Genomic DNA, 6,266 nt, shown 5'->3' with positions numbered 1-6,266 from the left:
TGCTGACCTGCAACTTTTACAGAATATCATGTCTGTCAGCTTTTGTCAACAACTTTTTTCATTTTTTTAATTCTTATCTCCCGCCGCAGCAGGTGTTTTCTGCGCGGTGGAGTTTTATAATAGCACGTCATTTTCGGGATGTCAACACGATTTTGCCATATTTATTAAAGTAGGTCATTTGTCGTTTTTTATCTAAATTGTTTGAATTGTGTGTCTAATTCATTTTTCTTTGGATAAAATATAGCGGATGGCATCCTGTACGTTGCTGACACCCACTACATTTATATTTGGATTCTTCTTCAATCCTGCTTTACAAACTTCAGGTAGAATGCAGGTGGTAAAGCCAAGCTTCTCAGCTTCCTGCACACGCTGTGCTGTCATACTGACTGCGCGTACTTCACCACTTAGTCCTACTTCCCCAAAACAGATGGTCTTCTCATCAATTGGAACATCTTTATAGCTGGATACAATCGCAAGCACAATACCCAAATCAATTGCGGGTTCATTCATACGGATACCCCCGGCAATATTTACATATGCATCGCAGGAACTTAAAGACAGTCCCAGTCTCTTTTCTAATACAGCCATCAGAAGATTGACCCTGTTATAATCCGTTCCTGCAGCTGTTCTTCTTGGCATTCCAAAATTGCTGTGGCACACCAGTGCCTGTATTTCCAAAAGAATCGGACGGGTTCCCTCCATAGAGCATGCCACTACAGAACCGGATGCTCCTTCCGGCTTTCCACTTAACATATATTCTGAAGGATTTTCCACTTCCCTTAACCCTTCGTTACACATTTCAAATACACCTATCTCATTCGTGGAACCAAAACGGTTCTTCACGCCACGCAATATACGATATGCCGCATAACGGTCACCTTCAAAATACAATACCGTATCTACCATATGTTCTAACACACGGGGGCCTGCCACAACACCCTCTTTGGTCACATGGCCGACAATAAAAATAGAAATACCAAGCCCCTTTGCAATCTGCATCAGAACTCCGGTTGCTTCCCGGACCTGGGAAACACTGCCGGGCGCCGATGTAATATTTTCATTATACATGGTCTGAATTGAGTCAATGACCACGATTTCCGGTTTTGTTCTGTTAATCACTTCTTTGATAGTATCCAGATTGGTCTCACAAAGCAGTGATAAAGTATCGCCAAATTCTCCGATACGCTCTGCACGAATTTTTATCTGCTGCAGGGATTCCTCTCCGGAAATATATAATACATCGGTCTTCTGCAGGGAAAGATTCCGGCACACCTGTAAAAGCAGCGTGGATTTTCCAATTCCAGGATCTCCACCGACTAAAACAAGGGAACCTTTTACGATTCCACCTCCCAAAACCCGGTCTAACTCTTTTAGTCCTGTAGTCAGCCGCTCTTCCCGTCCTGTTTTAATATCTGCAATTTTTACAACTTCTGCTTTCGCTGCTTCCTTCCGCACTTTTGCAGGTGCTGATTTATCTATCACTTCTTCTACAAAAGTATTCCACCCGCCGCATCCCGGGCACTGTCCCATCCATTTGGATGATTCATAGCCACAGTCCTGGCAGAAAAATACGGTTGCTTTTCCCTTTGCCATCTATTTTCCCCCTTATTCTTGCAATAACTGTCTTTCTTGCTACTCGCGTAAATTAGTAAAAAGAGAACCCAATCCGCTGGAATTGGATTCTCTTTCTTATCATCTTATTGATATATCCATTTATACTCTGGATACTTTTACTGCAACCGGAGTTTCCGGATCTAATTCAACGCTAAGTGTTAATTTACCACCTAAATTGGTCTTCATCTGACCAATTGATTTTCCTGCTACAAATACATCATACTCTGTCTCTTCCATTAAGCCAAGTGTAATCTCTGCATCTTCCGGTCCTTCTACTTCAAATTCCACACCGTTTTCGGATGCTGCCATATTTGTAACTGCAGTTCCTGGAACAGATTCATATACAAACATTCCATTTCTCTCTAATTTGGTAATCTCACGAAATGTCTTAACTTTGTACAAATCTCCCGCATGTTCAAAATTGTCCAGTTTGGATTTTGCTCCCAGTGTATAATCTCCAAAACTGATTGTTCCGTTTGCTTCTGAACGAATTAATTCTGCAACTACAGCCATTTTTTATCCTCCTATAAGCCACTATCCCACGATGGCTTTTTCGTAAATTTTATGAAAATATTATAGCTTATCTCGACACATTTTTCCAGCTATTTTGATGAATTCACAACGGTTTTTATTTCCTTTTTTACCATGCGGATTTCCACATCATCTCCCGGCTTGATTTTACCGGATAAAATCTCTTCTGCCAGCATATCTTCTATCTGTGTCTGTATCATACGCCGCAATGGTCTTGCTCCATATTTCGGATTGTATGCCTTCTCAGCAATGTATCCTTTTACGCTGCCGGTTATGGTCAGATGGATACCCATCTGTTTTTCACACCGGTCAATTAAAGATTTGCTTAAAATGGTGACAATCTTCTTCATGTCCTCTTTATTGAGAGCCCGGAATACAATGGTCTCGTCAATTCGGTTTAAGAACTCCGGCTTAAAGATTCTCTGGACTTCTTCCATTACACCATTTTTCATGTATTCATAATTCTTCTTTTCATCTTCGCCTGCAGCAAATCCAAGCTTCTTCGGTGCAATGATAGACTGCGCCCCTGCATTGGAAGTCATAATGATAATCGTATTCTTAAAATCTACCCGTCTTCCCTGGGCATCTGTAATCTGTCCATCATCCAGTACCTGAAGCAATACATTAAATACATCCGGGTGTGCCTTTTCAATTTCATCAAAAAGAATAACAGAATATGGTTTTCTTCTGACCTTTTCGCTGAGCTGACCGCCTTCTTCATAACCTACATAACCTGGCGGTGAACCAATCATTTTAGAAACACTGTGCTTCTCCATGTACTCTGACATATCAACACGAATCATGGCCTGCTCATCGCCAAAGACAGCCTCTGCCAGTGCCTTTGTTATCTCTGTTTTACCAACTCCGGTCGGTCCTAAGAAAAGGAAGGAACCAATCGGACGATGCGGATCTTTTAATCCTACCCGTCCTCTTCTGACTGCTCTTGCCACTGCACTGACTGCTTCTTCCTGTCCTACTACACGCTTATGCAGTGTCTTTTCCAGACGGTTGAGACGTGCAGCCTCGCCCTCTGCCAGTCTCTTCACCGGTATCTTTGTCCAGTCAGATACAATTTCTGCAATTTCATTTTCTCCGACAACCAGTTTCTTCTTGTCTGCATCCCGATGGTATTTTTCCACCTGCTTTTCGTATTTCTTCCGGACAGCTTCCTTCTCCTTGCGGATTGCCCCGGCATCTTCAAACCGCTGTTCCATCAATGCTGTCTCCATATCGTCCTCTAACTGAGCAGCCTTACGTTCCAGTTCACTAATCTTCTCCGGCATTTTAAATCCGCCAAGGCGAACCTTCGAGGAAGCCTCATCCATCAAATCAATGGCCTTATCCGGCAGATAACGGTCTGCAATATAACGGGCAGACAGCTTCACTGCCGCTTCTATTCCCGCATCTGTAATCTGTACATGATGATGCTTTTCATAGCGTTCTCTTAATCCCTTTAATATCTCTATCGCCTGCTCTTCCGTCGGCTCTTCCACCGTTACCGGCTGGAAACGACGTTCCAGGGCTGCATCTTTTTCAATATATTTACGGTATTCTTCTAATGTGGTTGCTCCGATTAATTGTATTTCTCCACGGGCAAGGGATGGCTTTAAAATATTGGATGCATCAATAGCACCTTCCGCTCCACCTGCTCCGATAATGGTATGAAGTTCATCTATGAAAAGAAGTACATTTCCTGCTTCTGTCACTTCACGAATGACTTTCTTAATCCGCTCTTCAAATTCTCCACGGTATTTAGAGCCTGCTACCATTCCGGATAAATCCAGTGTTACCACTCGTTTTCCCCGGACTGTATCCGGAACCAGTCCGGATGCAATACGCTGGGCAAGTCCTTCTGCAATAGCTGTCTTTCCAACTCCCGGCTCTCCAATCAGGCATGGATTATTTTTCGTCCTGCGGCTTAAAATCTGAATCACGCGGGCAATCTCTGCCTCTCTGCCAATCACCGGGTCTATCTCACCATAGGCTGCCATAGCAGTTAAATCCCTGGAATACTGATCTAAGGTTGGCGTTACTTCTACTGCTTTCTTTTTTCCGGATTTGCTTGCCGCAATCTCCTCTTTATAGCGGTTTACGTCTTCTCCCATGGCTACCAGAGTCTCGATATAAATCTTCTGGATATTCACACCCAGTGTATTCAACAGACGTACACCGGCACAGTCTGCCTCTTTCAATAATGCAATTAAAAGGTGTTCTGTTCCGATATTCTCATTGTCAAAACGCTCTGCCTCCTGGTCAGCGGTCTCAATGATATGCTGAATCCTTGGAGAATAACCTTTCCGGTCTAATACTGCCACATCCGAAGATGGAGCGATTAAATCTTCTATCAGTTCTACCAGACGGGTTTCTTCTACTCCCGCATCCATCAGAACACAGGCAGCTACTCCACTGCCTTCTTTTAGCAATCCCAGTAAAAGGTGCTCTGTTCCAATATAATTATGATGCATGCTTCTGGCTGCCTTTGTCGTCAGTTCTATTACTTTTTGCGCTTGTTTTGTATATGGTTTATGCATAAAATCCTCCTGTCACTACGCGCCAATTCTCTTATAAATCATTTAAATCCATTACTTCAATATCATCATCTGATGACTCTTTTTCAATAAAGTCATCATGGCTTGCAAAGATTCCATTATCTTCATCATCGTCATCAAAAATATCTTTGCTCCGCCGTTTCTTCTCTTTTTTTTCTCTCTTTTCCTTTTCACGTTTCTTTCTGCCGGACATAAATTCCGGTTCTTCTTCAAATTCTTCCATAAAGTCAGTTTCGCCTAACCGTTCTGCCACTTCTTCCGGTAACTGAGCGGCGGAATCCGCTTCTTCTTTTTCTTCTGACTCTGCTTTCTCCGGTAAATCCTTCACTGCACTGGTCTCTTTTTCTTTGACCGGTTCTTCTTCGACTTTACCGGTATCTTCTACGAATTTCTGTTTCTTCTTTGCCTTTCTGCGTTTTTCTTCTTCAAAGATATCTACTGCTTCTTCGATTTCATCATCGTCCTCTTCTTCATAACCTCTTCTTCCACGAAGCAACAGATTAATAATGATAAAAATAAGAATTACGATTACTACAATTAATCCGGCAATAATTTTTAAATCCCGGTCTTTTCTAGCGGTATATTTGTCATTTAAGTCATTTAATGCATTCTGAAGATAGGTGGTATCGGTATCCTCCTCCGTGCTGTCACTGTACTGGTATTCGCTGAAGGTTCCATCACTGGTATTGTAATTATACCAGCCTTCCTGTCCATCATTTGTCATTCCATATACGGTATAAATATTTTCTGTATCTGTTGCGTATGCATCTTCAAATGTACTGTCCCCAACCTGAATAGGCGTGGTTGCTTCGCCCGGTACAAAGGAAGTCACTGCCGAAGGTGTCATTAAAATCAGATACTTATCCCCATTATCGATACGAATATATGGGCACACACTGCCATCGGTGCCATTTACCACATAAAAGCCTGCATTTCCTGCTGCATCTGTCATATATAAAAGAGATAAATTACCATTGTTAAAGGCAGCACCACGGTATTCAGTTCCCTGATAAGGTACCTGTGCTTCTGTAAAATCTGCCGGAATCTGTTCTGCTGTGAAATCTTCTGACACGGTATAGGCAGATACAGTATCGTCCGGCGTGGCTGTATCTGTGCCATTATCTGCTCCGGTATTATTGTCCGCCGGAGTATTGCCTGTGTCTGTGCTTGTTGTAGTATCTGTTGCAGACTTGGTTATGGTCAGATGATAAGTTGCAAGATTTCCATTCTCTGCCTGCACTACTACGTCAATCTTTGTATCTCCATCTGTTTTTAAGGTAGTGGTTCCCACCCCGGACTGAATCGTTGCTGCCGGATTTACCGTTTTTGCACTTACCGTCACGCTGCTTACATCCTGTCCTACCTGTACCGTATAGTACATACGACTTCCTTCAAATGCAGGTGATAATGAACCCTCGGCTACTGTCAGTGTCTCCAGCGAATTATCCGCAGGACCTGCATATACCTGCATCGGCATTCCTGACATGGCAAAAATGCAAATCAATGCCATGAAAAGTATCTCTATCTTACGAATTGTTTTCTTCATTTTCCGTCTCCTTCAATTCCCTTTTT

General features: G+C 42.7%; 4 protein-coding genes. All 4 read right to left on the bottom strand.

Annotation, left to right across the window (positions count from 1 at the left end; translation table 11 throughout):
- Positions 1 to 219: 219 nt before the first annotated feature.
- The 4 genes from radA to DXB43_RS13905 all read right to left on the bottom strand — a co-directional run bounded on the left by radA (position 220) and on the right by DXB43_RS13905 (position 6,240).
- The gene (gene radA, locus DXB43_RS13920) at positions 220 to 1,593 is read right to left on the bottom strand and encodes a DNA repair protein RadA (protein ID WP_117947852.1); all 1,374 of its coding nucleotides are present in this window, start codon (positions 1,591 to 1,593) and stop codon (positions 220 to 222) included.
- A 120-nt stretch (positions 1,594 to 1,713) separates the two neighbouring features.
- Positions 1,714 to 2,127, bottom strand: coding sequence for a hypothetical protein (locus DXB43_RS13915; protein ID WP_022243974.1), 414 nt, complete (start codon positions 2,125 to 2,127; stop codon positions 1,714 to 1,716).
- An 89-nt stretch (positions 2,128 to 2,216) separates the two neighbouring features.
- A complete protein-coding gene (locus DXB43_RS13910) occupies positions 2,217 to 4,676 on the bottom strand; it encodes an ATP-dependent Clp protease ATP-binding subunit (protein WP_117947851.1) in 2,460 nt (819 codons plus the stop codon).
- A gap of 31 nt (positions 4,677 to 4,707) precedes the next feature.
- The gene (locus tag DXB43_RS13905) at positions 4,708 to 6,240 is read right to left on the bottom strand and encodes a cadherin-like beta sandwich domain-containing protein (RefSeq protein WP_117947850.1); all 1,533 of its coding nucleotides are present in this window, start codon (positions 6,238 to 6,240) and stop codon (positions 4,708 to 4,710) included.
- Positions 6,241 to 6,266 lie beyond the last annotated feature (26 nt).

Source organism: Roseburia sp. OM04-10BH, from assembly GCF_003462605.1.
GTDB classification, from domain to species: Bacteria; Bacillota; Clostridia; order Lachnospirales; family Lachnospiraceae; genus Roseburia_C; species Roseburia_C amylophila.
The sequence above is the reverse complement of the archived record's forward strand: the minus strand, read 5'-3'. Positions and strand labels throughout refer to the sequence as shown.

Excerpts from the sequence above, each read along its gene's own strand:
- radA (WP_117947852.1), bottom strand. The coding sequence starts at position 1,593 with ATGGCAAAGGGAAAAGCAACCGTATTTTTCTGCCAGGACTGTGGCTAT.
- DXB43_RS13915 (WP_022243974.1), bottom strand. The coding sequence starts at position 2,127 with ATGGCTGTAGTTGCAGAATTAATTCGTTCAGAAGCAAACGGAACAATC.
- DXB43_RS13910 (WP_117947851.1), bottom strand. The coding sequence starts at position 4,676 with ATGCATAAACCATATACAAAACAAGCGCAAAAAGTAATAGAACTGACG.
- DXB43_RS13905 (WP_117947850.1), bottom strand. The coding sequence starts at position 6,240 with ATGAAGAAAACAATTCGTAAGATAGAGATACTTTTCATGGCATTGATT.